19 protein-coding genes, 2 tRNA genes and 1 riboswitch are annotated in these 25,345 nt (G+C 50.6%); of the genes, 4 read left to right on the forward strand and 17 right to left on the reverse strand.

Annotation, left to right across the window (positions count from 1 at the left end; genetic code table 11):
• Position 1: 1 nt before the first annotated feature.
• From PsW64_RS03740 to PsW64_RS03750, 3 genes are all read right to left on the reverse strand, one after another.
• A tRNA-Glu gene (locus PsW64_RS03740) sits at positions 2 to 76 on the reverse strand.
• Between the two features lie 72 nt (positions 77 to 148).
• Positions 149 to 223, reverse strand: a tRNA-Glu gene (locus tag PsW64_RS03745).
• A 90-nt stretch (positions 224 to 313) separates the two neighbouring features.
• Positions 314 to 670, reverse strand: coding sequence for a hypothetical protein (locus PsW64_RS03750; RefSeq protein ID WP_057461963.1), 357 nt, complete (start codon positions 668 to 670; stop codon positions 314 to 316).
• Here PsW64_RS03750 and PsW64_RS03755 point away from each other — a divergent pair.
• From PsW64_RS03755 to PsW64_RS03765, 3 genes are all read left to right on the forward strand, one after another.
• Complete coding sequence (locus tag PsW64_RS03755; RefSeq protein WP_063302733.1) at positions 669 to 1,718, forward strand: RluA family pseudouridine synthase; 1,050 nt, start codon at positions 669 to 671, stop codon at positions 1,716 to 1,718. The two genes, PsW64_RS03750 and PsW64_RS03755, sit on opposite strands and share 2 nt — an antisense overlap.
• A gap of 150 nt (positions 1,719 to 1,868) precedes the next feature.
• Positions 1,869 to 2,762: an RNA polymerase sigma factor RpoH gene (gene rpoH, locus PsW64_RS03760; protein ID WP_057461965.1), complete on the forward strand. Its 894-nt coding sequence runs from the start codon at positions 1,869 to 1,871 to the stop codon at positions 2,760 to 2,762.
• A 261-nt stretch (positions 2,763 to 3,023) separates the two neighbouring features.
• Positions 3,024 to 5,087 carry a CHASE2 domain-containing protein gene (locus PsW64_RS03765; protein ID WP_063302734.1) on the forward strand — a complete coding sequence of 688 codons (2,064 nt, stop codon included), beginning with the start codon at positions 3,024 to 3,026 and terminating at the stop codon, positions 5,085 to 5,087.
• 72 nt (positions 5,088 to 5,159) lie between these two features.
• Here the strand turns inward: PsW64_RS03765 and PsW64_RS03770 are convergent, their stop codons facing one another.
• The 4 genes from PsW64_RS03770 to PsW64_RS03785 all read right to left on the reverse strand — a co-directional run bounded on the left by PsW64_RS03770 (position 5,160) and on the right by PsW64_RS03785 (position 10,343).
• Positions 5,160 to 6,098 carry an ABC transporter substrate-binding protein gene (locus PsW64_RS03770; RefSeq protein ID WP_063302735.1) on the reverse strand — a complete coding sequence of 313 codons (939 nt, stop codon included), beginning with the start codon at positions 6,096 to 6,098 and terminating at the stop codon, positions 5,160 to 5,162.
• Positions 6,099 to 6,124: 26 nt separating this feature from the next.
• The gene (locus PsW64_RS03775; RefSeq protein ID WP_446737459.1) at positions 6,125 to 6,724 is read right to left on the reverse strand and encodes an ABC transporter permease; all 600 of its coding nucleotides are present in this window, start codon (positions 6,722 to 6,724) and stop codon (positions 6,125 to 6,127) included.
• A 285-nt stretch (positions 6,725 to 7,009) separates the two neighbouring features.
• Positions 7,010 to 7,117: riboswitch (TPP riboswitch) on the reverse strand.
• Between the two features lie 129 nt (positions 7,118 to 7,246).
• Positions 7,247 to 9,013: a hypothetical protein gene (locus tag PsW64_RS03780; protein ID WP_063302736.1), complete on the reverse strand. Its 1,767-nt coding sequence runs from the start codon at positions 9,011 to 9,013 to the stop codon at positions 7,247 to 7,249.
• Positions 9,014 to 9,050: 37 nt separating this feature from the next.
• Positions 9,051 to 10,343 (reverse strand): adenylosuccinate synthase, encoded by a 1,293-nt coding sequence (locus PsW64_RS03785; protein ID WP_063302737.1) that lies wholly within the window; start codon positions 10,341 to 10,343, stop codon positions 9,051 to 9,053.
• A 367-nt stretch (positions 10,344 to 10,710) separates the two neighbouring features.
• Between PsW64_RS03785 and PsW64_RS03790 the strand changes: the two genes are divergently transcribed.
• Positions 10,711 to 11,631 carry a DMT family transporter gene (locus PsW64_RS03790; RefSeq protein ID WP_063302738.1) on the forward strand — a complete coding sequence of 307 codons (921 nt, stop codon included), beginning with the start codon at positions 10,711 to 10,713 and terminating at the stop codon, positions 11,629 to 11,631.
• 68 nt (positions 11,632 to 11,699) lie between these two features.
• On the opposite strand, the gene PsW64_RS03795 is transcribed toward PsW64_RS03790, so the two are convergent.
• From PsW64_RS03795 to tolB, 10 genes are all read right to left on the reverse strand, one after another.
• Positions 11,700 to 12,746: a M42 family metallopeptidase gene (locus tag PsW64_RS03795; RefSeq protein ID WP_063302739.1), complete on the reverse strand. Its 1,047-nt coding sequence runs from the start codon at positions 12,744 to 12,746 to the stop codon at positions 11,700 to 11,702.
• A gap of 149 nt (positions 12,747 to 12,895) precedes the next feature.
• Positions 12,896 to 14,488, reverse strand: coding sequence for a phosphoglycerate dehydrogenase (gene serA / locus PsW64_RS03800; protein WP_063302740.1), 1,593 nt, complete (start codon positions 14,486 to 14,488; stop codon positions 12,896 to 12,898).
• A 128-nt stretch (positions 14,489 to 14,616) separates the two neighbouring features.
• A complete protein-coding gene (locus tag PsW64_RS03805; RefSeq protein WP_063302741.1) occupies positions 14,617 to 15,789 on the reverse strand; it encodes a phosphoserine transaminase in 1,173 nt (390 codons plus the stop codon).
• Positions 15,790 to 16,072: 283 nt separating this feature from the next.
• A complete protein-coding gene (locus tag PsW64_RS03810; RefSeq protein ID WP_063302742.1) occupies positions 16,073 to 16,864 on the reverse strand; it encodes an outer membrane protein in 792 nt (263 codons plus the stop codon).
• 268 nt (positions 16,865 to 17,132) lie between these two features.
• Complete coding sequence (glmM, locus tag PsW64_RS03815; RefSeq protein WP_063302743.1) at positions 17,133 to 18,482, reverse strand: phosphoglucosamine mutase; 1,350 nt, start codon at positions 18,480 to 18,482, stop codon at positions 17,133 to 17,135.
• Positions 18,483 to 18,735: 253 nt separating this feature from the next.
• Positions 18,736 to 20,664, reverse strand: a complete 1,929-nt coding sequence (gene ftsH, locus PsW64_RS03820) for an ATP-dependent zinc metalloprotease FtsH (protein ID WP_063302744.1) — start codon at positions 20,662 to 20,664, stop codon at positions 18,736 to 18,738.
• A 270-nt stretch (positions 20,665 to 20,934) separates the two neighbouring features.
• Positions 20,935 to 22,260, reverse strand: coding sequence for a tRNA lysidine(34) synthetase TilS (gene tilS / locus PsW64_RS03825; RefSeq protein WP_063302745.1), 1,326 nt, complete (start codon positions 22,258 to 22,260; stop codon positions 20,935 to 20,937).
• Entirely contained in the window at positions 22,244 to 23,131 is an 888-nt protein-coding gene (gene ybgF, locus PsW64_RS03830) for a tol-pal system protein YbgF (protein ID WP_063302746.1), read from the reverse strand. The genes tilS and ybgF overlap by 17 nt, the downstream gene beginning before the upstream one ends.
• Before the next feature lie 218 nt (positions 23,132 to 23,349).
• Positions 23,350 to 23,832, reverse strand: coding sequence for a peptidoglycan-associated lipoprotein Pal (pal, locus tag PsW64_RS03835; protein ID WP_063290216.1), 483 nt, complete (start codon positions 23,830 to 23,832; stop codon positions 23,350 to 23,352).
• Between the two features lie 140 nt (positions 23,833 to 23,972).
• Complete coding sequence (tolB, locus tag PsW64_RS03840) at positions 23,973 to 25,325, reverse strand: Tol-Pal system beta propeller repeat protein TolB (RefSeq protein ID WP_446737460.1); 1,353 nt, start codon at positions 25,323 to 25,325, stop codon at positions 23,973 to 23,975.
• Between the last annotated feature and the right edge of the window lie 20 nt (positions 25,326 to 25,345).

Raw genomic sequence — 25,345 nt, forward strand, 5'->3', positions numbered from 1 at the left:
TTGGTACGCCCAAGGGGAATCGAACCCCTGTTTCCGCCGTGAAAGGGCGGCGTCCTAACCGCTAGACGATGGGCGCTCACATAGTGAGAAGACTTTTCATAGCCTTGTCTTCAAGCAGATAACTGCCTGGTATCGCAATAGAAGCCTTTGGTACGCCCAAGGGGAATCGAACCCCTGTTTCCGCCGTGAAAGGGCGGCGTCCTAACCGCTAGACGATGGGCGCCTAGGCTTCGCTTTCGCGATGGACGGGGGTATATTGGCTAATCCCCCGCTTGGCAAGCCCCCTCCTTGAAAGAAAAGGGGGTTTATCCACCTATCTCGCAACAAAATCCGTACGTGCGATTTTTCGTCCGGTGACAGGATCAACATAGACAAGAGCCTGCGTCGGACCTTCTTTGATCAGCATCACCAGATTTCCGTCCATCTGAGTAACAGATATAACCTGTGCTTCAGGGCCAATCGCAATTGTTGCAGCAATACTATCTGCGCTAACATTGGAATTGCCGGCGTTAATCTTATAGAAGATAGCCGCAAAGACAGCTAATAAGCCAAGCACCATGACAAGGCTTGATCCCATCAGGAGGCGACGTAACTTCCCTTGAAGCCTCAAAGCTGCTGGATCAAGTTCGTTCTGTACAGTCTCATCGCTGTCAGTATTAGGATCACGCATGAACGATAAATCTCCTGAGGGCACCCAGCCACTCACAAACTCTGTAATTGCCGACGAGCAGCAACCAACAGTCATCACCCCGGAACCGGAAGATACCGGTCGCCGCTTGGATGCTGTGCTTGCTGCGCATATAGATGACTTCAGTCGCAACCGACTTCAAGCCTTGATCCGGGCTGGTCAGGTTCAAATTGGCCAGCGCACGGTGTTGGAGCCTAAATATAGAGTCTGTGCCGGAGATACAATCACTCTTATTGTTCCAGAGCCGGAAGACGCAGAACCGCAGCCAGAGGACATTCCGCTCAATATCGTTTTTGAGGATGACGACCTGATCGTCGTCGACAAACCCGCCGGCCTTGTTGTGCATCCAGGTGCCGGGAACCCAACGGGTACACTGGTCAACGCCTTGATTCACCACTGCGGTTCATCTTTGTCTGGTATTGGCGGCGTCAAGCGCCCTGGCATCGTTCACCGCATCGATAAAGACACAACAGGTCTGCTCGTTGTTGCTAAAAACGACATGGCCCATCAGGGCCTCGCAGCTCAGTTTGCCGACCATGGCAAAACCGGCCCACTGGAGCGCGCTTATAAGGCTCTTGTCTGGGGTGCCCCAACAGCACCAAAGGGCACAGTAGACGCCAACCTTGCCCGCTCGACTGCAAACCGACAGAAAATCTCGGTGCTGAAAACCGGCGGTCGCCACGCCATCACCCACTGGCAGGTGCAGGAACGGTTTGGCCCTCAAGACGCAGCACCCGTTGCAAGCTTGATCGAGTGCCGTCTGGAAACAGGCAGAACCCACCAGATCCGCGTACACATGTCCCACATCGGAAATCCGCTAATAGGTGATATGGATTACGGTTCCGGGTTCAGAACCAAATACAATAAATTCCAAGAACCACTGAAAACCCAGTTGGCGGATTTCAAGCGACAGGCCCTGCATGCAGGACTTTTGGCGTTTGCGCACCCAAGAACGCAGGAATTCATGAAGTTTGAATCGGAGTTACCCGCTGATTTTGCTGGTATTCTTCAATCATTACGAAAAATTTAGGCCAAAAAGATTGCCGATCTGGTAGCGTTTTGGCCACAATGTTCCCATATAGACACTTCAGGTGCGCTTCATCTGAAGGCACCAATGTGTGTTTGCCGAAAAGCCTGATCCTTCGATCAGGCGGGAACACCAAGCAAGGAGGGGTGCTTTATGGCCCGTAACCTACCAGCCCTCACGGGTGGCGAAGGCGGTTTAAGCCGCTATTTAGATGAGATTAGAAAATTCCCGATGCTTCAGCCGCAGGAAGAGTACATGCTCGCCAAGCGCTACCGGGAACACGACGAACCAAAAGCTGCTGAAAGACTTGTAAATTCTCACCTGCGCCTCGTTGCAAAAATTGCAATGGGCTACCGTGGCTATGGCTTGCCTCTGGGCGAAGTTATCTCAGAAGGTAACGTCGGTCTGATGCAGGCTGTAAAACGCTTTGAGCCGGACAAAGGCTTCCGCCTGGCAACCTACGCCATGTGGTGGATCAAGGCTTCCATTCAGGAATACATCCTGCGCACATGGTCGCTCGTTAAAATGGGCACCACAGCAAACCAGAAGCGCCTGTTCTTCAACCTGCGTCGCGTCAAAGGCAAAATTCAGGCGTTTGAAGATGGTGATCTGCGTCCGGATCAGGTCCAGCACATTGCGACAACTCTCGGTGTAACCGAGAAAGAAGTTGTTTCCATGAACCGCCGTTTGGGTGGCGACTCTTCCCTGAACGCACCTCTGCGCTCCAGCGAAGGAGAATCCAGCGAGTGGCAGGATTGGCTCGTGGATGATGCCGAGAGTCAGGAAGCAGTTCTGGCTGAGCAGGAAGAATACGATGTACGCCGCGATATGCTGAAAAACGCGATGGGCGTGCTGAACGAGCGCGAGACCCGCATTTTTGAAGCTCGGCGACTTTCTGAAAGCCCGATCACTTTGGAAGAACTCTCAACCGAGTTTGGCGTAAGCCGCGAGCGTGTACGCCAGATTGAAGTGCGTGCTTTTGAGAAGGTTCAAAAGGCCGTTCAGGAAAGCGCCATGGCAATGGCAGGTCATGAGGCAGGTGCATAAAGTGTGCTCCCCTCACGGGGCTACCGATTTCTCAGGTAAGGCCAAAACTTAAAGCAACTCGCGTAGTCAACATGGCTGCAAAGTGCTTTAAGACGCTCAGCTGCATAAAAGTTGAGTTGAATTAACTTAAAATACAAATCAACTGTAGGAACACCCTTTTAAATAAACAGCTAAGCTTGTCGTCCCCTCAGAGCTTTCCTAAGGTTAATGATGAGGGGAATTTATGTGAGTTGGGTCACTTCCCCTTTTGGGGGGAATTACATGTTCGGCTCTAGCTGGCTGTCACAAACCAACCGTGCACTTGCAGCGGTTGTATCCTGTCTATTCATTGCAATAGCAATACTTGTCCGTACCCTATACCCGCAGGTACTGGATAACGTCGGATATCTCAGCCAAAACGCGCTGCAATTGGCATGGCCAAACACAACTTCTACGCCGCCAGTTTACACGATCCATCTCACGCCAGAATCAATCCAGCAAACGCAGGAGCCGATGTATCAGCGTCTGGAGCTCGCACAAATCCTTCAAAAGCTGGGGGAGCATAATCCCAAGCTTCTGATTATAGATGCAGACTTCAGAAAAGCCGATCCGACTTCCCCCACCTTAAGAAGCAGAATCTACGACGATCTGCAGCCCTCCTTGCGGGCAACTTACCCAAATCACGACCTGCTCTTACAAACCATCATCTCCCATTACCCAGTCCTGCTCAGCAGACCGTTGAGCGAAGCCGTAGCTGAAAAACCTCCTCTTTCCAACTACATAAGGTTCTCGCAGGCCACAGGGTATCAAAGCGACACCCAATACGCACACGGTTCAAATGCGCTGCTCTATCCGCTTCAACTCCAAAGCGACACAGCGCAGTTGCCATCTCTCGCATTAATGGCATGGAGCCTGTCCAATCAGACAAACACGCAACCGTTCCAGGTCACGCAAGCAGAAGATGGCTATCAGCTGAAAAGCACTGATCTGCAGATTCCTGTCACTGCAGAGGCAGAAATGCTGGTGTTCGAAACAAGCAATGCCAGCAATTTCATCCTTGCGGCGAGCGATGTCTTAAAGAACAGAGTATCCTCCAAACTCTGGCCACCAGCTTCTGGAAGTCAGTTCGTCATCGGCACTCAGGACAGAACTTCAGAACGACATGCACAGGCACTGCAAACACTTCAGTCTGGCAACTTCCTCAATATACCCACCTGGGCACAATACGCTGAAATACTGACACTAATCGGATTTGGCATCGCCATTGCGGTCATCTCCGCCACGCAAGGTTTCTGGTTAAGTCTGTCATTTACAGGCGTCGCTGTCTCGGTCATCAACGGAGTTGCATTCCACCAATTCGCTCTGCAAAACACCGTCCTTGAGCCATTCTTCCCATCCTTCGTTATCCTGCTGATATTCGCTTTCTCCTGCACAATCCGGCGTGTGACATTCAAGAGTCACAGAAACCAAACAACTGAACGCTTTGCAGGAATTCTCTCTCCCAAACAGATGCAAAAGGTACTGGCGAAGTCAGAGCAACTCCCTCTTGAGGGGCAGCAACGTGAAATCACGAGCCTCTCGACACGTTTGAGGTACTTTCACCGATATTATGAGGGTTTGTCTCCTCAGGACCTAGCAGGCTTCTCCAACGGCTTCCAAACAGCTCATCTCGATGAAGTGCATATCCACGATGGTACACTGAACACGCTGAGTACATCCGGCCTGAATGCTTACTGGAACGCACCACTCGATGATCCATTCCACGCTGCTCATGCCTGCCGAACAGCGATTGAAATGCAGAAGCAAATGAAGCGCTTCAATCTCAAGGACCGGTTCAATTTCAACCAGAAAAATATGAAGGACCACGCGGTCACAATCGATATCGGCATCTCAACCGGGCTAGCAACGCTTGGCGAAACAGGTACACGGCGTCATTTCAGATACGCCCCACTCGGCAAATGCGTTGATTTAGCGGAAGATTTAGCCCGTCATTGCAAAGATGCCGGTCACAGCGTTCTTATGTGCGAAACGACACGCGGTCAGATGCCTGAACTGGCAGCTTTGGAGACAATCCCAGTCAAAACCAGCCGTTACCAGATGCGTTCGTTTGCGTTGCTAGGTGATCCGTCGCTCGCCTTTTCAGAAAACTTCCTCAAGCTCAAGAACGTCCACTGCAACATGGTCTTCGCGCTGTTTGAGGAGAACGACAAGAAGAAAGCCCTGACGCTGATAGATGAATGCAAATCACTCTCTGAGGGCGAGTACAACACCATCTATGCTGCTTTTGAGAAATACATCCTCAGCGATCTGGCTCAACACGAGGCGGTCAAGGATGCAGCGCAATAACGGCATTTGGCCTACAAATAAAAAGAGCCCCCGAAACTCGGAGGCTCAAATTTTAGTTTAGACCTATACCGGTTAGCGCAGTTCAACCGCGTAGGTTTCAACTGGAGGCGCTGTTTTAATGAGCCCCTGCTCAATCAGAAAGTTCGCAAACCGTTCATAACGACCATTATCCAAAGCAGCTGGACGGCTGGCAAAACGCGGCAGAGTATCCGCCCAGGCACGCTTGTTCAGCTCATCATCCAGATTTGGATAGACCTCAAGGAAGCTCTTCCAGGAGTCCTGCGGATTATTAAGCAGATAAACGGTAGCCGCCTCAATCGCATTGATGAACTTCTTCAAACGCGGATCATCCAGCTTGTCTTTGTGAGCCACATAAATCAGCTCATCATAGACTGGCACGCCGTTCTCTTCAGGATAAAACGCGCGACCTTTCGCACCTTCAATCTCCATCTGGTTCAGCTCGAAGTTACGGTAACCACCAATCACCGCATCAACCTGCCCAGCCATCAGAGATGGTGAGAGCGAGAAGTTTACGTTGATCAGCTCCACATCGTCAGAACTTAGGCCTGCATTGGAAAGCATCTTCCCAAGCATGGCGTTCTCAAACCCGGATGTGGAATAACCAATACGCTTGCCTTTCAGGTCTGCAATCTCCTTGATCGGTCCGTCTTCCAAAACAATTAGCGTGTTCAGAGGTGTAGAGACCAGCGTCCCGATCCGCATTATCGGCATGCCCTCATCAATTTGCGGGTGCAACGTCTGCTGATAGGAAACTGCAATGTCACCCTGCCCTGCTGCAACAAGCTTTGGTGGCATGGAAGGATCAGCAGGCTCAATCAGCTCAACATCAAGGCCCTCTTTTTCAAAGAACCCCCGTGCCTTGGCAACCACGATTGGTGCATGGTCTGGATTCGCAAACCAATCCAGCAACACAGTCAGCTTGTCCGCTGCTTGCACTTGAAGCGTGCTCGCAAGCATTGCCGCACCAAACAGCATACCTAGTTTTTTCATAAGGTTACGTCCTCATACTCTGAGACCTAGATCTCTTTCTGCCAATAGATCATCCGAGAAGTGCCGAACTCAACAACTGCCCTCAGGCTCAACACCATCACCGCAAGCAAAATCAACGCCGCAAACATCGTCGCTGTTTGCATGCGTGCATTGGATTGCAACATGATGAAAGCTAGTCCCCCTTTTGCACCAACCCACTCTCCAACCACCGCCCCAATAGGAGCGAACACCGCTGCAATGCGCATACCAGAAGCCAGAGATGGCAAGGCGGCTGGAATGCGAATGTAGCGAAGTGTTTGCCAGCGGTTCAGACCGTGCAGCTTGCCAAGGTCGAGCAGTGATTGATCAGTCCTGCGCAAACCATCGAAGAAAGTCGAGGTCACAGAAAAGAAGATCACAATCACGGCCATCACAACCTTGGAGGCGAGCCCAAAGCCGAACCACAGCACCAGAAGCGGTGCAATTGCAAACACAGGAAGAGATTGGGTCGCTGCAATCGGAGGCAGCAGAAACAGGCGTATCCGAGGAGACACTGCCAGCAAAACAGCCAGCGAAGCTCCAGCGCTCACGCCAAAGAGAAAACCGAGAACAGTCTCCCAAGCGGTAATGCCTGCATGATGCAGCAAGAAAAAACCTTGATTGAGAAAAGCGGAAAAAACCGCCGCCGGACCTGGCAACAGAAACGGGGGAAACTCTCCAATCTGAACCACACTTTCCCAAATGGCGATAAAAAGCAAAATCCCGAAAAGACTTCGGAGAATTCGTTTCAAAGCTCGCTTCAGCATGCAGACTCCCAACAATGGTATTGGGCATCACAAACAGGCGGAAGAACGGAGCTACATCAGCTCTCTGGGATGTTTTCAGCACAGGATCTCCCGTTACAGCAAAATGCAAACATGGAGATCCGGGAAGAATGGCTCAGGTCCCGTCCCTTCGCCGGCATTACCCGGATCAGGTTCAAAGGGTTTAGCTCATCGCAATCTCAGCTTTTCGAAAGAAAAGCACCCCTCGGAATAGCAAGGAACATGCGCGTTTCTGCTGAAGGATGCAAGCAGATTTTGCTCTGACGGACGACAGCATAATGAAAAAGGCCTCAGCTCTGAGAGAGCCAAGGCCTTTGAAATCTAATCTAAATATCTGAAACTAGATTACTTCCAGCTCTTGATTGCCTGTGCGATAACTTTGTTGCCGGTTGTACCTTTTTCAAAGGTCAACATTGCACGGCGACCACTGTTGTACAGCAGTGGAACATCAATCCACTCACGCTCAGCAAGACGCTTCAGGTTCTTCGCTTTTTCTTCATCACTGTCAGACAGCGCAATCCAGAAGAGAGTGTCAGAAACCTTCACGGCAGCACCATCAAGCGGGTCACCAGCTTCAGACTCTGTCTTCTTCAGGATCAGGCCAGGCACCTTCTCAACACCTTTGCCATCAAATCCTTCTGGGAAGATGAAGTTCAGCTCAAGCAGATGGCTGGCTGGCAAAGACTGATCACTATTCGGCTTCAACGTCATCTCAACAGAGAAGTTACGAGATGGCAGCGTCGCAACAGCTTTGATAACAGAATCGCCGTTAGCTTCATCCAGTGACCAAACAACGTTCCCGCGTGATGCAGAACCTGCTGCGCCCGGCGTCAAAGCCTCTTCGTAAAGTATGCTCTGTTGTGCAACAGGAGAAACCGCAGCTTCCGTTCCAATGGTTTCAGCTGGCGGAACAGAATTGGTCTCAACTGCAGTACTTTGCTGTGCAGGCTCCGTCACCGGCAAAACCTGCTCAGAAGATGTGTCTTCTGCCGGTGCTGCTGGAGATTCAACCACACGCACGACTGGAGGCTCAGCTGTTGTCTCGGTTGGCGCAGCGCTGGATGAATTCCGGGTAATCCGGGTCGTCTGAACCCGCGTCGCATCCGGAGAAACCTTTGCCCCTTCATCAGATGGCAACAAGCGGTCAGTGTTCTTCTTCGGCGTGCGTTCCGGCTGAACCCGAAGCGGCTCATCTTCATTCGAAGGTGCGCTCTCTGGCGCAACAGTCTCACCGGTTTCAACTGGAAGAACCAAAGAGAGAATAACATCGCGCAGACTATAGACACCTGCGGTAACGCCCAAGATTATCAGTATGACCACAATGATGCCGACAATACCCGATGTGTTGGAAGGCTTCAGCCCTTCTTCCTGCTCAATCGCATCACCAACGCGCTGCGCAACGGCTGGCTTGCGGGAGGAAGCAGGTTTACGGCTCGTCTTTGGCTTAACCTTGGCAGGCTCATCGATCTCAGGACGCGACTTACCTTTTGTTTCCAGCTTAGTGCGACGTGCCTCACCCGGCACCCAGGAGCGCTCTTCTGCGCTCGTCTCAACAGCACCTTTGGTTGGCAGAGACGCAGCAGGTTCACCCGTCTCTTTGTCATCCATAGAGCCAAGGTCAGGCTCTTTGCGCTCGCTGGCAGATTCAGGCAGCTGATCACGCGCCATCTGATTGGCCTGATGAGCGGCGTTGCCGAGATCCTGCGCGGCACGAACCGCCTCTTTAAACACGTCTGCTTTAGCAGCAGGTGCTTTTGGCTCATCGCGCGCTGGAGTATCGGCCTTTGTACCTGCCTTAGGCGTATCGCCAGCAGGTGAAGATGCAGCAGAGATTTCTGGAGCTGCAGGTTTTGGAGCACTTGGAGCTGGGGTGGTTTTAGACCGCCCCAACCCGAGAGACTCACGAGCAGCTTCCGCTTCGACCTTACGAATGGCCTCTTCAAGCTTCAGCTGCTCCTCAGTGATCTGGGAGGGAGACAGAGGTGGGTCGTAACTTTTAAGTTGCTTTACAATTGCATTCCGCGCGCGTTGATAAACTGCCCGCCGTGCAGAACCTGTGTTCTCTTGTAAACCAGCTACCGCTTTTTTTAGAACGGAATTGTAGTCCGCCATTTAACTGCCCATTGCCCCCAGAGCTTCATTTCAAGACTTAATCCTGGAATGGATTCTGAACCAGGATTGTGTCATCACGTTCAGGGCTTGTTGATAACAGAGCAACCGGAGCACCAATCAGCTCTTCAACATGCCGAACGTATTTCACAGCTTGTGCTGGCAATTCTGCCCAAGTCCGTGCGCCTTTGGTCGTTTCCTTCCAACCAGGCAGGGTCTCATAAATAGGAACAACCCGCGCCTGAGCACCTTGAGATGCCGGAAGGTAATCGATTCGCTCACCATCTAGCTCATAACCAACACAAATCTTAATTTCATCCAGTCCGTCCAAAACGTCAAGCTTTGTCAATGCAATCCCATTGATTCCGCTGGTGCAAACGGTTTGACGGACAATCACTGCATCAAACCAGCCACACCGACGACGACGACCAGTGTTCGTTCCAAACTCGTGCCCGCGGGTACCGAGGAACTCACCAACTTCATTCTGCTGTTCGGTTGGGAACGGACCTTCACCGACACGAGTGGTGTAAGCTTTGGTGATACCCAGAACGTAATCGATGGAGTTTGGACCCAGACCACTACCAGCAGCAGCCTGACCTGCAACTGTATTGGAGGAGGTTACAAACGGATAAGTGCCGTGGTCGTTGTCCAGCAGCGCGCCCTGCGCACCTTCAAACAACAAACGCTTACCTTCACGGCGTGCTTTGTCCAGCATGTACCAGGCTTTATCCATGTACGGCAGGATCTTATCAGCTACGTCATCCAGCTCTTTGTAGATGGTCTCAGCCGCGATCTCATCGCGACCCAGACCGCGCAGAATAGCGTTGTGGTGGGTCAGCAGACGATCAATCTTGGCTGGCAGCGTGCTCATGTTTGCCAGGTCCATCACGCGAATTGCACGACGACCGACTTTATCTTCATAAGCAGGGCCGATACCGCGTTTGGTGGTACCGATTTTGGTGCCTGCCGGACTTGCATCTTCACGCAAAGCATCAAGCTCGCGGTGCAGGCTCAAAATAAGAGTAGCATTGTCAGCAACACGCAGGATTTCCGGGGAGATCTTAACGCCCTGCTCTTCAAGACGTGCAATCTCAGCCACCAGTGCATGAGGGTCAATCACAACGCCATTGCCAATGACAGAAAGTTTCCCACGAACAACACCAGATGGCAGCAGTGCCAGCTTGTAGCTCGTTCCGTCAATTACAAGCGTATGACCTGCATTGTGTCCGCCTTGGAAGCGTACAACGATGTCGGCTTGCTCAGAGAGCCAATCGACAAGTTTACCCTTACCTTCGTCACCCCATTGTGACCCAACTACGACAACGTTGGCCATGATTCTTCAGCCCTCCTGCGGCTGCCAGCGTATTCCTAAAATACGCCGTCATACGATTTGCTATTTCTGTATAAAGTGGCTTGCCAGCTCAGAATGCAAATCGTGAGAGACAACATAAGAAACCCCAGCGTAAGAGCCGGGGCGCAGTTACAGCGCCTTATAATCTGTCAATCTCTTAAATACGAGCCCTTTTCCTTCAAAATTAGGCCAAGACTGTAATTTTTGCGATCAGAGTGAACCTCTGTTGATTGTTTTACTCGCAAATCGGGTGGTACAGGCACAACAGCAAGTGATATTACTAGCGTAAGTTCCAATTTCTCATTTTTTGCAATTCCTGCAAGAAATTTCACTAAGTTGAATACGCTTTATGAACGCACAAAAACTTGACTGGCTGGGCTGGTCTATTCTTCTATTGCTGGGCACCCTGTGGGGTGGCGCATTTTTCTTTGCCAAAGTCGCGGTCGCAGAACTCAATCCCATCACACTTGTTTTCTTAAGAGTAGCAATCGCAGCACTCGCCATGTGGGGCTTCTTACTCATCTCAAAGCAGTCCATACCGCTCTCTACAAAATGGATTGGCAGCTTCCTCCTGCTGGGCTTCTTAAATAACGTAGTCCCCTTCTCCCTCATCTTTTGGGGGCAGCAATACATTGCCTCTGGATTGGCATCCGTGCTCAACGCCTTCACACCCATCTTCACGATGATTGTCATGCAGGTCCTCAGCAATGAGGAGAAGCTGACAGCAACCAAGCTCGTCGCGGCAGTGATCGGGGTTATCGGAGTTGCCATCATGGTTGGCAGTGATGCTCTAAGCGGTGCCAGCAATCAGGTTTGGCCTCAGCTCGCAGTTTTAGGGGCCGCTCTCTCGTATGCATTCGCCGCGTTCATCATCATGCGTCTCAAAAAGCTACCACCAGCAGCTCTGGCAACCGGCCAGCTCTCCGCTTCAACAATCTTGCTGATACCTGCGCTCATTTATACAGCGCCAACTCAGCAACTGATGGAGGCATCCGCTTCAACATGGGCAAGCGTTCTCGTTCTCGCTCTCGCTTGCACTGCTTTTGCTTACATCCTGTACTTCCAGCTTTTCAAACTCGCAGGAGCAACCAACGCAGCTTCTGTCACGCTTGTAATACCAGTCAGCGCAATCATTCTGGGCGCAATTTTCCTGAATGAACGCCTCGAAGCCAACCACTGGATTGGCATGGCAGCAATCTTCATTGCACTGCTACTGATCGATGGTCGCTTAACCAGCAAATGGATAGGCAAGAAACAAGCAATCGCATAACAAAAATGCCTCCAGACCCTACCACAGTTAGGATCTGGAGGCTTCTTATTAAGCAACAGTCAGCGGTATCAGCAGCGCTTCAGATAAGCAGCCAAAATATCGCGTGCAGCAAGCAGATCACTCTTATCAATCATCTCGGTAACTGTGTGCACATAACGAGTGCCAACCATGATACCGACTGCTTTAGCACCAGCAGCCGCCTGCTGAGCAGCAGCCCCATCCTGTCCGCCACCCTTCAACATGGTGCGCTGGTAGGGAATCTCTTCCTCAATAGCCAGAGTTTCGATTTCTTTTACAAGCTCCAGATCGGCAATGAACCAGCCGTCCTTCACGTGCAGCCCAAACCCCTTGCCTTGCTCAGTCGTTTGATCTTGCTCTGGCACCCCAGGCGTATCGCAAGCAAGCGTGATATCAACGCCAAGGCCGATATCTGGTTTAATGGCATAGGCCGCAGTCTTCGCACCGCGCAGCCCAACCTCTTCCTGACAGGTAAAAGCAACATAGATTTCGCAGGTATGATCCGCATCCCCAAGCGCACGCATAGCTTCAATACCAAGCCAGCATGCGACCCGGTTATCCATCGCTTTGGAGACAACTTTTTCGCCCATCTCAATCAGCGGCTCATCAAGAGTGACCATGTCACCTACTTTGACCACCTCCTTGGTCTTCTTACCAAGACCAAGATCGATGATGAACTCAGTAACTTCAGGGATCTTTTTGCGCTCTTCAGGCGGAGCAATGTGAACTGGTCGCCCAGCCGGATTCATCACCGCCTTCAGATCACCCTCATCTGTGGAGACCAGTACTCGACGGGAGAAGAGATTGCGTGCATCAAAACCGCCGACCGGCTGCACATAGACAAAGCCTTTCTCGGTGATATGCGAAACAAGGAAGCCAATCTCATCCATATGGCAGAGCAGCATAACCTTTTTTGGTTTCTCACCATTTTCAGGCGCTTTGCGTGCATCACGGCGGCAGATAAGAGACCCCATGGCATCCGTTTGAACATCATCAAACAGGCCTTCAATCTCTTTCAGAATAATCTCACGTACTCGATGCTCATGCCCAGGAACACCAGGAGTTTCACAGAGACGGCGCAGCAGATCAATATTCATAATAGCTTTCTACTTCGAAATGGAACCAGCCTACATCATGGCGCCAAGTTCAAAGATAAGCAATTTCCACTAGCCACATGACCACCGGAAAAAGAAAAGGCGGCTAGAAGGCCGCCTTTTCCTAACCTATTCCCAAAAATAGCTTAGCCCTATTGAGGGAAATGCAGAAGCTTTGCCTGGTTCACCTGCGCAATCGCAGCGATTTCATCCACGGTCGTCTCAGCAATTTCACCATCAATCTCAACAAGACAGATCGCCTCTTCACCTTCAACCTTACGGCCAAGGTTAAACGTCGCAATGTTGATCTTTGCATCACCAAGAATGGAGCCCAGCTGACCAATAAAGCCTGGCTTATCCTGGTTGGTCACATAGAGCATGTTCTCGCCAAGCTCTGCTTCCATGTTGATGCCTTTGATCTGAATGATACGCGGCTTCTGATCACCAAACACCGTACCAGCAACAGAACGTTCCTGACGCTCGGTGATAACTGTCAGGCGAATGTAGTTCTCATAAGCACCATGCTGTTCGCGGCGAACATCTTCAATCACAATGCCGCGCTCTTTAGCAACTTCAGGAGCAGAAACCATATTCACAGTTTGCAGCAGAGGACGCAGAACACCTGTAAGTGCAGCAGCAGTCAAAGCCTTGACGTTCATTTCTGCAACATCGCCTTCGTATTCAATACGAACCGCTTTGATGCCTGTCTCTGTCGCCTGACCAGCAAAGGAACCGAGCTGCTCCGCCAGTTTCACAAATGGAGCAAGGCGTGGCGCTTCTTCTGCAGTAATAGACGGCATATTCAGAGCATTAGAAACAGCGCCATTGACCAGATAGTCAGACATCTGCTCAGCTACCTGCAACGCAACGTTTTCCTGAGCTTCAGAAGTGGAGGCACCAAGGTGAGGCGTACATACGAGGTTTGGAGCACCAAACAAAACGTTTTCTTTAGCTGGCTCTACAGTAAACACGTCAACTGCAGCACCCGCAACCTTACCACTGTCCAGCGCAGCACGCAGAGCATCTTCATCAACGAGACCACCACGGGCACAGTTGATGAGGTAGACACCATCTTTCATGGTCTCGATTGCATCCGCATCAATAATGTTACGGGTACGATCAGTCAGCGGGGTATGCAGTGTAATAAAGTCAGCGCGCTTGAAGAGGTCTTCCAGTTCAACCTTCTCAACACCAAGATCGATAGCACGTTCATGAGACAGGAACGGATCGAACGCAATCACCTTCATTTTCAAACCGATAGCACGGTCTGCAACGATAGAACCAATGTTACCGCAGCCAACCAGACCCAGTGTTTTTGAGGTGACTTCGTTACCCATAAAGCGGGATTTTTCCCACTTGCCAGCCTGCGTGGAAACATCAGCAGCCGGGATCTGACGGGTCACTGCAAACATCATCGCAATCGCATGTTCAGCAGTCGTGATGGCATTGCCAAACGGCGTGTTCATCACGACGATACCCTTGGCAGTCGCTGCCGGAATATCAACGTTATCGACACCAATACCAGCGCGACCGATAACCTTCAGGTTGGTCGCTGCTTTGATGATTTTCTCTGTTGCTTTGGTCGCGGAACGGATCGCCAAGCCATCATATTTACCAATGATTTCAGCGAGTTTTTCTTTATCCTTGCCCACGTCTGGCAGGAAGTCGACATCGCAACCGCGTTCTTTGAAAATCTGAACTGCTTTATCAGAGAGCTTGTCGGAAATAAGAACTTTAGGAGCCATCGGGCTAACCTTTCAAGTCAACGAAGGTACCCTCCCATTCACATGTTGCGGGAGACAGATACACTTCTTGCGTCAGGTTAACCGGTCACACAGGGCGACCGGAACTTTTTCGTTCAAAAAAAGGAGTTTTAAGCAGAAACCAGCTTTGCTTTTTCAGCAGCAAAAGCATAATCCAACCAGGGAATAAGCGCTTCTACATTGGCAGTTTCAACCGTCGCACCACACCAGATCCGAAGACCAGACGGCGCATCGCGGTATGCTCCAATATCGAATGCCACTTCTTCTTTGTCGAGCAGGTTCACGATCGCTTTGGCAAATGCAGCTTGCGCTTTGTCATCATGCTTCGTGATTTCCGGATCAACAATCTTCAGACAAACAGAAGTATTGGAACGGGTTGCCGGGTCTACTGCCAGGAAGTCAACCCAATCAGTTTTCTTAGCCCAAGTAGTGATTGCAGCGGTATTTGCATCAGCACGCGCAATCAGTGCTTTCAGACCACCCAGTTCTTTGGCCCAACCCAAAGCATCCAGATAATCTTCAACGCAAAGCATGCTCGGCGTATTGATGGTAGCGCCCTCAAACACACCATCGATCAGCTTGCCACCTTTAGTAAGGCGGAAGATCTTCGGCATCGGCCATGCAGGCGTATAGCTCTCAAGGCGCTCAACAGCACGAGGCGACAGGATCAGAATGCCGTGAGCAGCTTCACCACCCAACACTTTCTGCCAGGAGTAAGTTACAACATCCAGCTTATCGAATTCCAGTTCCTGCGCAAAAGCTGCAGAAGTCGCATCGCAGATGGTCAGGCCTTTACGGTCTGCCGGAATAAAATCACCATTCGGCACACGCACACCTGAGGTGGTACCGTTCCAGGTGAAGACCACATCGTGGTCGAAATTTATAGAGTTGAGGTCTGGCAACTCGCCATAGCCAGCTTCAATCTTGCGTGCATCCGCAAGCTTGAGCTGCTTCATGACATCGCTAACCCAACCGGACCCGAAGCTTTCCCAGGCAACCATATCAACTGGGCGCGCACCAAGCAGCGACCAAAGTGCCATTTCAACAGCACCTGTATCAGAAGCAGGAACAATTCCGATTTTATAATCAGCAGGCACTTCGAGGACTTCACGCGTCAACTCGATAGCTTCTTTCAGCTTAGCCTTACCAATCTTTGCACGGTGAGATCTGCCAAGAGGCGCATCTGCAAGGATTGCAGGTGTCCAGCCCGGACGCTTGGCACATGGACCCGAAGAAAAGTTCGGGTTTACCGGTTTTGTGGCCGGCATTGTCGTATTCGTCATAATGACTACCCTTTCAGATAGGTGCCCCTCGTTGGGGAGGGGTGTCCCACCGACGGGTCTATGCGAAACGACTTATCTCGTCAACAAATGTTTTTTTTGCAGAGCAACATTCAATCAATTAAACGTTGCGTATGATTAGATATATTTTGTATATCTACCCAGTGGATAACCAATCTTTCAATTCCGCATATCCTCTGGTTTTGATCAAAAAAAGAGCCTGTCGCAGGACAGGCTCTTGAAAATTTTGGTCAGAAGTTAAACTGGAGACGCACCAGTCCGTGACCTAATATTTTGTGACGATCGGCTGGTCATATCCACCATTGGAAAACCCACCAAATTCATAACGCAATCCAACACGCACTTCATGCGCAGCAAGATTGTCATACTTGATACCGGAGGTCTTACCATTGCTGGAGAACGACTTTGTCTTCACCGCACCAATGTTCAGATAGCGGTAACCTGCATCAATTTTCCAGTTATCATCGATCTCATAGGACGTACCTGCCATAAGAGCCCATGAGAAATTCCACCAATGTCCTTTTGGATATTTGACTCTGGTACCATCTGGATTGATCGCACGGACGTTCTTTGCGTTCACGTAAGATGCGCCAACACCAGCTCCAACATATGGAGTCAAGCCATTGTAATACCCTAGGTCAGCATAGACATTCCAAAGAACAGTCCAGACATCGAGTGTCGCAAACTCATCTGAGGTGCCGGAAGTACTACAAGTACCAATACACTCAGCTTTTGCTGTAAAGTCAGCATCCCATTCATAGTCCAGTGTCACATCTGTGCGAATGAAATCGTTCACACGATAACCAACACCAACACCAACAATTCCCGTTGGCTCTAATTCTTCATCATTGAATTTGATATGGGAGAATTTCGCTTTTGGATTCTGATAGACTTTGTAGCCGATATCACCACGCAGATACCACCCACCACCGATTTCCACTTGTGGGAGCTCTGGCTCTTCTACGAATACAGGTGCTGGGAGGTCGGCTGCATAAGCAACACCAGACGAAACCAGCGCAGCTACGCTCAATGTCAGCACCTTACTAAAATACTTCATGCTTATGTCCCCTCAAACGGCACCTGTCATGCGAGATGATTGCCCTTGATTAAAACCTAAGCACTTTTTACAGAGAAAGAATTACCTATAAATTAACCAGTATTCTTAACCCTAATATTTATTATTAACAAACAACTAACAGGCACAAACCAAGCAAATGCTAGAAAGTTAATTTACATTTACTCATGCACCCCTCAGATTTCAAATCAAAGAAAGCGGACATCCGAAGATACCCGCTCTCAAAACTCGATAAATTAAATAGTTTCAGCTAGCTAGCTGCAGCCTTTTTCACTGCATCAACAATGCTATCAACCACCTTATTCAGAAGATTTGCATCATCAGCCTCACCCATCACACGAATGAGCGGCTCAGTACCAGAAGCGCGAATAACAAGGCGACCCTGTTTACCAAGCTTCTCTTCTCCAGCCTTAATAACCGCTTTTACAGCCTTATCTTCGAGAGGTTTACCACTCGCATAGCGCACATTCTTAAGGACCTGAGGCACTGGCACGAATCGGTTACAAACCTCTGAGACCGGCTTCTTCGTCTTCTTCACGCAAGCAAGAATCTGTAATGCAGCGACGAGGCCATCACCAGTCGTACCAAAGTCAGACATCACAATATGGCCGGACTGCTCTCCGCCAACATTGAAGCCACCTTCACGCATCCGCTCAACAACATAGCGATCACCAACTTTGGTACGTTCAAGAGAAAGGCCAAGCCCTTTCAGGAAACGCTCCAAACCTAGATTCGACATCACGGTCGCAACGATGCCTGGCGCCGAGAGACGGCCATCTGCTTTCCAGGATTCAGCAATCACGGCCATCAGCTGATCTCCATCAACCACCTTGCTGTTTTCATCCACGATGATCACACGGTCTGCATCACCGTCCAGCGCGATCCCGATGTCCGCCCGAACTTCATGAACCTTTTTTGCAAGTGCATCTGGTGCAGTGGAACCGCAGTCCTTATTGATATTGAAGCCATCCGGATCAACACCCAACGGGAACACTTCTGCACCCAACTCCCAAAGGATCTCAGGAGCAACCTTATAGGCAGCACCGTTTGCACAATCGATCACGATGCGCATGCCATTCAAGTTCAAATCACGCGGCAAGGTGCGCTTTGCAAACTCAATGTAGCGATCCTTCATGCTGTCGATACGCGTTGCTCGACCCAGAGTGTCTGGTGCCGGCAAGCTTTGGCTCATGTCACTATCGATGAGACGTTCAATTTGAAGCTCAACTTCATCAGACAACTTGAACCCATCTGGACCAAAGAACTTGATCCCGTTGTCTTCGAATGGGTTATGGCTCGCAGAAATCATGACACCAATGTCAGCACGCAACGAACGCGTCAACATTGCAACCGCTGGGGTTGGCATCGGGCCAAGCACAAAAACATCCATACCCATCGCAGTAAAGCCAGCGACGAGAGCATTTTCAAACATGTAACCAGACAGGCGCGTATCTTTGCCGATAACCACGCGATGCCGATATTTACCACGGCGGAACACCACACCAGCAGCCATTCCAACCTTCAGCGCAACTTCCGCGGTCATTGGCCACTTGTTTGCAGTACCGCGCATTCCATCGGTGCCAAAGTATTTTCGCGACATTTAATGTTTCCCTGAACTCTCAAATGCGGAGCGTATCGCTCACGATAAATCTAATTGAAATGGTGATACACGCTTGCCCTTGCCTGGTCCTGTCAAATGATGTGTCCAAATATTACGTTTCACCCGCAATTTGCCGCAGCAGCAAAGGTGAATTCTCATCAATACAAAGCCAAACAATTGAGCCTCAATAGCAAATGCCCGACTGAACAGCCGGGCATTTAATACTTTAAAGCGCCATCAAGAAGACTGGCTGTTAGCTCTGCGGCTGTGGGTTAAGCCCATCAGAAGCTTCACCTTCACCGCCATGCTTTTTTCCGCCGGCAGTAGGCACGCCAGTAGAGCGCGGAGTAGATGGACTATCATCACCGGTATCACGCACAGGCTGCTCACCATCAAGCATCTTGCGAATTTCATCACCGGAGAGAGTTTCATACTCCAACAAGCCTTGAGCAATCAGATGCAGCTGATCTTCATGCTCTTTCAGAACCTTATTCGCGGTCTCGTAGCCCTGATTAACGAAGCTTTTTATTTCCGCATCAACCATTTTCTGGGTTTCATCAGAAACATTCTGGCTCTTCGCAACAGAGTGACCAAGGAAGACCTCTTCTTGGTTCTCACCGTAAAGCAACGGGCCAAGCTTATCAGACATGCCAAACTGCGTCGCCATAGCCTTCGCAAGCTTGGTTGCCATCTGGATATCGCCGGAAGCGCCGGAAGTAACCTTCTCATAACCGAAGATCATTTCTTCAGCCACACGGCCACCCATAGCAACAGCAAGGTCAGCTTTACACTTCGCACGGGTCAGAGAAACCTGATCTTTCTCAGGCAACCGCATCACCATACCCAGCGCACGACCACGAGGAATAATAGTTGCTTTGTGTACCGGATCAGACGCTGGCATGTGCATTGCAACCAGCGCATGACCAGCTTCGTGATAAGCAGTCAGCTTCTTCTCTTCTTCGGTCATGACAAGCGTACGGCGTTCCGCACCCATCATCACCTTGTCTTTAGCATCTTCAAACTCAGCCATGGTGACCAGACGCTTGGAGCGGCGCGCGGCTAGAAGCGCAGCCTCATTCACAAGGTTCATCAAGTCAGCACCAGAAAAACCAGGTGTTCCGCGAGCAAGTGTATGCACGTTTACGTCTGGAGCCAAAGGCACTTTACGCATGTGAACTTTGAGGATCTTTTCACGGCCAGTGACATCTGGATTTGGCACAACAATCTGACGGTCAAAACGACCTGGACGCAGAAGCGCAGGATCAAGCACGTCAGGACGGTTGGTCGCTGCGATGATGATCACACCTTCATTCGCTTCAAAACCATCCATCTCAACAAGGAGCTGGTTGAGGGTCTGTTCGCGTTCGTCGTTACCACCGCCAAGGCCTGCACCACGGTGACGGCCAACAGCATCGATCTCATCGATGAAGATAATGCATGGGGAGTTCTTCTTCGCCTGTTCGAACATGTCACGAACACGAGAAGCACCAACACCAACAAACATTTCAACGAAGTCAGAACCGGAAATGGTGAAGAACGGCACGTTTGCTTCACCTGCCACTGCACGAGCGGTCAAGGTTTTACCAGTACCAGGAGGGCCAACGAGCAGCACACCGCGAGGAATACGACCACCAAGACGCTGGAATTTCTGCGGGTCACGCAGGAACTCAACAATTTCCTGAAGATCTTCCTTCGCTTCATCAATGCCTGCGACGTCTTCAAACGTCACACGACCAGAAGACTCGGTCAGCAGTTTCGCTTTAGACTTACCAAAGCCCATAGCTTTGCCACCACCACCTTGCATCTGACGCATCACAAAGATCCAGATACCGAGGATCAACAGCATCGGTAGCCATGAAATCAAGGCTCCAAAGAGAGAGAAACTCTCGGAAGGTGGCTTCGCGTTAATCAAAACGCCTTTGGTTTGCAGCACATCAACATATTTGGCATCACTAGGCGCATAGGTCTGGAAAGTACCGCCATTGCTGTATTTGCCGGTAATCTGTTGTTGTTGAATCGTGACCTCACGCACATCACCCTGCTCAGCTTGATTGATAAACTGAGAATAAGCGATTTCATTTGTATTGCTTCGTGAGGTCGGATTCTGAAAGAGCTGGAACAGCGCTATCAGCAACAGACCGATAATCACCCAGAGGGCAAAATTCCGGAAATTGGTGTTCATTTCGATCCCTTTACCGCAAGGTGGCGGCGATCCTCGCACGTGTCTCTGTCAAGATCATAGCGAGCCCTAATGGGCTTTCTACGTTTTCCTGAGAATGACACAGATTCTTTCTCAGTTTTCTTAAGGCCAACGGAATTTTGCCGGTTACCCCTGAAAATTCAGGATTGATGCTCCGTTAATTCCGACTTTACCAGCCCAGACGTTCAAGTTGCATTCCTCTAAAGCATAAATGCATAGATTTAACAGAACGCCAGCAAAACCAAGATTTATTCAAAATGTTCTGCTCACTGGAACCATCGAAATCCCGTAGGTCCTCGATCTTACATCAGCATCAGCTGTTGTTCGACCAATCTTCTTCCAAGGCATGTAGGATACCCCACCCGCAAAAACAATAAGCGGAGCTGTCAGAAATGCTGTTTTCAGCCAGTTAGCAGGAATTTCTAGCTCAAAATCTCCACAAAGCTCTTTTTGAACATAAGTGATTTTGAAGCTTTCTGCAGAATGCGCCGCTTTATAACGCCAGCGATCATCCCATATTCCCTCATCTCCCGGCTTAACTTCAATCTCCGGCAAGCCAGCCCTGCCGGCTTCTCGAAAGCAGAACCAGGTAGATTCGTCATGCGGTTTCGCCAGCGCGAACCGGACCCCGCCTAGAGTAGCTGCCCTGCTCCCATCTTCTGCTTTCAGAGTCTCATAAAGCCCCTCAAGCTTGGCAAGGCGCGGCATATAAGGAGCACCGGAAATGTAGCGGACGAGCCGCCCAACCAGCCTCAAGCCAATTTCATCGGGAATGTATTCCAGACACGAACTGTCAAAACGGACGGGTCCTGCACTATGAAACGTGCAGGATTTCTCAGCGACTTCATCCACCCAAACATCAATCGCATCAGCAGCACGGGCCATGCGTCGCGCCGTGTCGGAAAGCTTAGCCGCAGTCAGCCCAAGTTCGTCGAGCTCCTGCTGCGCTTGCCGAAATTTTACACGCGTAAACTGCTCATCTTCATTAGAAGGATCTTCAAACCATGGCACCTGGGCAGAATGCAAAAGCGATTTGAGCCGAACCTTGCTGATTTCGAGCAGTGGACGGCAAATCTGAAATCCATCCAACTCGCGGTCCTTACGAATACACGCAAGACCATAAACCCCACTGCCCCGCGCCAGACGCGTCAAAAACGTTTCTGCCTGATCTTCCAGATGATGACCTAGAAAGAGCCCCTCACATCCGTGGTCTTCAGCAGCCTGTCGCAAAAGAGCATGGCGCGCATCCCGGGCTTCCGATTGGATGTTTGAAGACGGTTTCTCACCAATCCAATGTAAGGTCTCATGCGGCACTTCAATGCGTCGGCAATACTGCGCAACACCTGCAGCTTCGCTGGCAGCCTCAGCACGCAAACCATGATCGACTGTGAAAGCATAAAGTTCAGGAGCAGAAAACCCCAGTTCCTGCGTCCACTGCTTCAACAGGTAAAGCAGGGCCATAGAATCAGCACCGCCGGACACACCAACGGCGATCCGGCGGAAAGACTTATACTCTCCGAAAAGCTCATTCAGCTCGTCGGAAGAAAAGAGAGCAACTTGATTAGAGGCAGTTGTCACGTTTTTGTTGAACCTTGGCCTGCTCCAGCACAGCAGGAGCTGCAAACTGGAAATTGGCGAGAAGCTGCTCATAAGTCTCACAAGCAGCGGGCGCATTCCCCATACCTGTAAGGGCAGTCCCCAATTTCAGCAAGCTTTCAGGAGCCAGTTCACTCTCAGGAAAATCAGTATAGCTTTTTAGAAAAGCTTGTGCAGCGTTCTCATACTGACGCTGAGCCAGCAGGCTTTCGCCAAGCCAGTGCTGCGCATTTGCAGTCAGCTCATGATCAGGATACATGCCAAGAAAAGTGTCAAAACCCTCGGTCGCGGCAGGGTAGTTACCACCTACCATCAGACCATAAACAGCATTGTAGTCCGACTGCGGATCACCGCTCAGCAGTTCATTTACGCTGCCAGAAAACTGAAGAGAGCCAGAACTTGGTGCAGGTGTGGAACCGGTAGGCGCAGCGTTGTTGCCGCGTGCAATCTGAGAAAGATCCAACGGACCGCTATTCGTTCCCTGTGCAGGCGTATTCAGCGTAGAAAGTTGCTGAGACCGATTTGTCGGAGCCGTCGTGCTCGGCTGCTGAACAACAGGAGGCTGGACAACGCGAGGTGTCTGCCCCGGATTTTCCAACTGCTGCAGGCGGTACTCAACGTCCTCCTGAGAACGGCGCAGTGCATCTTCAGTCAGACGCAGTTTGTGATTGAGCTCTTCAACCTTGCCAGTCAGCAAGCGAACCTGCTCTTCAAGTTGACCAAGGCGAGCAGTGTTCTGTGCGGTTTCATCATTTTTAGATGAACCGAAAAGCTGCGCAGATGCTGGTAAACTTGTAGAGGTTACAAGCGCAAGAACAATAAAGCTTGTTGCAATACGTCGGTAAAGAGCCATCAATTATCTCCTGAGACACCCTACAGGGGCCGGGTCGGAATTTCTCATCTCTTGGCAAGAGGAAAAGACGAAAATAGGGCACACACTCAGTGTTTCTCTCCTATTTGCGGCTTCTCCCCGACCAATTTCCGTTCTCCTACAAGTTTGCAGGAGTTTCAACAAAAAAGGCTCCCCCAATTTAGAGAAGCCTTTTCCATATTTCAGCGTGTCAAACTCAATTACTGACCGTTCAGAACTGTCACAGCACGACGGTTCTGGCTCCAGCAGGAAGCCGCATTACAAACGGCAACCGGACGCTCTTTACCGTAGGAAAGAGTCTTGATGCGGGTTGGGCTAATGCCTTTTGCAACAAGGTATTCCCGAACTGCAGCTGCACGTCGCGCACCCAGTGCAATGTTGTACTGGCGGGTGCCGCGCTCATCAGCGTGACCTTCAATAGTAATTGAGTAGTTTTTATAGTGTTGCAGCCACTGAGCCTGCTTGTCCAGCACTGCGCGAGCAGAACCATCAATGGAGCTCTGGTTATTGAGGAAGAATACACGATCCCCAACATTCACAACGAAGTCCTGTCCAGAGCCAGCTGCAACAGAACTATTGCCACTGGTTAGTTCAGGGCGTGTCTGCGAACAAGCTGCTGCGACGAGACACACAGCCACCACAGCGGCGAAACGCGCTCCGCGCGCGAACAGCGTCTTTGACATTTATAGAATCTCCTGTCCCTCAAACCCCGAGGGTTAAAAAAGCCCTAGACCAACTTGGTTAAGGGTAACTTGAATTTATTGGTTAATGAAGTGCTAATGCCCCCAAATTCCCGCAAGAAATTAGGGGCTCAGCTTTTTGATTAGTCGAGCAACGGAGACCACGCTGGATCTGAAGCAAAGTTTGGTGTTTGAACCAACTGTTCATTATAGCCGGTCAGGTCAACCGTCCAGACCTGAGGACCGCCCTGCTCACCCACGGTATCACGGAAGAAGGTCAACACACGTCCATTCGGAGACCAGGCAGGCCCCTCATTATGATAGCCCTCGGTGAGAATACGTTCCCCTTTGCCATCCGGACGAATAACGCCAATCATGAAGCGCCCCTGATGCACCTTGGTAAAGGCAATCAAATCACCGCGCGGCGACCACACAGGCGTAGAATACTGCCCCGGACCAAAGGAAATGCGCGTTGCTCCACTTCCATTAGAATTCATCACATAAAGCTGCTGAGAACCTCCACGGTCACTTTCAAACACCACCTGACTTCCATCTGGTGAGAAAGAAGGACTGGTGTCAATTGCAGCTGTGTTGGTCAGACGCGTTGTCCGGCGAGTACGCAAATCCATGAGATAAAGGTTGGCGTTGCTGCCTTGCTGCAAACTCATGATGACCTTTTGACCATCAGGTGAAAAGCGCGGAGCAAACGTCATACCCGGGAAGTTACCAAGAACCTCACGTTGTCCAGTTTCAATGTTGAACAGGTAAACCTGCGGATTACCGCCCACATAAGACATGTAGGTCACTTCCTGTGAGACAGGAGAGAACCGAGGTGTCAGCACAAGATCATCACCACGAGTCAAGTAGCGCACATTCGCCCCATCCTGATCCATGATCGCAAGACGCTTACGGCGCGCATCCTTCGGACCGCTTTCATCAATAAAGACCACACGGGTATCGAAGTAGCCTTTCTCACCAGTCAAACGCTGGTAAACCGCGTCGGAAATGATGTGTGCCAGACGGCGCCAGTTTTCCGGTGTGGTGAAGAACTGCTGGCCAATCAACTGCTGACCGGCAAACACATCCCACAAACGAAATTCTGCCCGGATCTGTCCGTTTGCCTGCTGCGCGATAGAACCAGTCACCAAAGCCTGAGAACCAATGGTTCTCCAATCGCCAAAGCGCGGCATGGTGCCTACATTCATTCCCTGCTGGATATGCGCTGTCGGATCAATCGGACGGAACAAGCCCGAGCGCTGCAAATCCGCTGCAACAACTTGAGAAATCTGCCCTGCCACGTCTTCCTGCAAGCCGGAACCTGCAAAGGGAGAAATTGCAATCGGCATAGGTTCAACGTTGCCCTGAGTAATATCGAGTTCAATCAGGGCATATGCAGGTTGAGAGATCGCAGCAACAGCAACAGCAGCAGCCACAAGGCGACACGCATGACGCCACAGCTGCTTAATTCCTGTTGTACGCATTGGGTTAAGCCCCATCACAAAGGACATAGACCTAA

Origin of the sequence: Pseudovibrio sp. W64 (assembly GCF_001623145.1) — a bacterium.
GTDB lineage: Bacteria > Pseudomonadota > Alphaproteobacteria > Rhizobiales > Stappiaceae > Pseudovibrio.